The following is a 1,412-nucleotide window of genomic DNA, read 5'->3' as shown; positions in this document are numbered from 1 at the left end:
GCCCCCCCCCACTCCCCCCCCGAGGACTTCCCACGTGACCGCGCTCGACCTCGCCGGCTATCTCATAGCCGCTCTGATGACAGCCGTCGCCCTGTGGCGCATGCCGGCCGCCCTGTGGGGCGACGAGGAGGACAGACGGCGCCGGGCCCTGTGGGGCTGCTACGCCGGATTCGCCGTCGCCCTGTGGACCAAGACCAGCGTCGCGCGCACCGGGCTCAACAACAGTCCCGTCACCGACCTGGCCGTCCTGATCAAGCACTACACGGCCACCATCGCGATCCTGGCCATCCTCAGCTACATCGTGGCGATCTACGGCCATGACACGGACAGCGGGGCCATCCCGCGCCACGTCCGGTTCGCGCGGCTGGTGCAGCGGCTGGCGGCCCGCACCTCCGTCGCGACGCTCGTCCTGCTGACGGTGCTGTTCTTCACCGTGGTCGACCGCTCCGAGCCCTCGGACCGCTTCGTCTCGGACCACGCGGGCGAGTGGGGCGCGACCCTCTACATGAGCGTCTTCTACCTCTACCTGGGCGCCGCCTCCGCCGTGTGCGCCTATCAGTGGGCGCTGGCCACCGCGGGCGCCGAGCGCCGCCATCTGCGGGTGGGTCTTGGCATGATGACGTTCGCCATGTTCATCGGTGTCGGATACACCGTCAGCCGGACCCTGTTCCTGTGGATCAGTGTGATCGACACCCCGAGCGAGGGCTTCGCGCTGCGCTTCGACAAGATCACCGAGGCCGCGCAGCTGGTGCTCTTCGCCTTCTTCGCCCTGGGCGCGTCCGTGCCCGCCTGCAGTACGGGCTGGCGCCGTCTGCGGCTGCGGAGGGCCCAGGTGCGGCTGCACCCGCTGTGGCGCGAGCTGATGACGGCCTTCCCCGACCAGCCCTTCGAACCGCCGGCCTCGCTGCGGCGCGAACTCGCCCGGTTCGACACGCCGGTTGATCTGCGGATCGACCGCTGGGCCGCCGATATCGCCGACGCGGTGGAGAAGCTGCGGCACTACGTACCTGACGGCCTGGTCGCCGCCGCCAAGGAAGCCGCGGCGGCCGACGGCCGCGAACCGGCGCGGACCGGTCCGCTCGCGGACGCGTACTGGATCAAGGCCGCCCTCGCGGCCAAGACGGGCGGCGCCCGCGCGGGCGCCGCCGCGGCCATCGAGCCGAACCACGCCACCGACCAGGACGGCGAGGTCGCCTGGCTGGTACGGGTGGCCACCGCGTACAGGACGATCGGCGAGGACCGGATCCGGCGCGTACTGGACGCCCTGGAGGCCGGGGAGAGGGAGCGGACAGCATGAGCGGCACCACCAGCGGCGCGCCGGACGCGGCAACGGAGGCGGAGGCGCGCGCGGGGACCGGGGCGCGCGCGGGGGCGGAGGCGCGTGTGGGGGCGGACGCGGCGGGTGAGGCCGG

The 1,412-nt window shown here is 72.8% G+C and carries 1 protein-coding gene; it reads left to right on the top strand.

Annotated elements, in window-relative coordinates:
- The first annotated feature begins 34 nt into the window (after window positions 1-34).
- Entirely contained in the window at window positions 35-1,297 is a 1,263-nt protein-coding gene (locus tag DVH02_RS31035; protein WP_114627180.1) for an MAB_1171c family putative transporter, read from the top strand.
- Window positions 1,298-1,412: the final 115 nt, after the last annotated feature.

Source organism: Streptomyces corynorhini, assembly GCF_003346515.1.
In the GTDB taxonomy this organism is placed as follows: domain Bacteria; phylum Actinomycetota; class Actinomycetes; order Streptomycetales; family Streptomycetaceae; genus Streptomyces; species Streptomyces corynorhini.
This window is presented reverse-complemented; position numbering and strand designations above follow the sequence as displayed.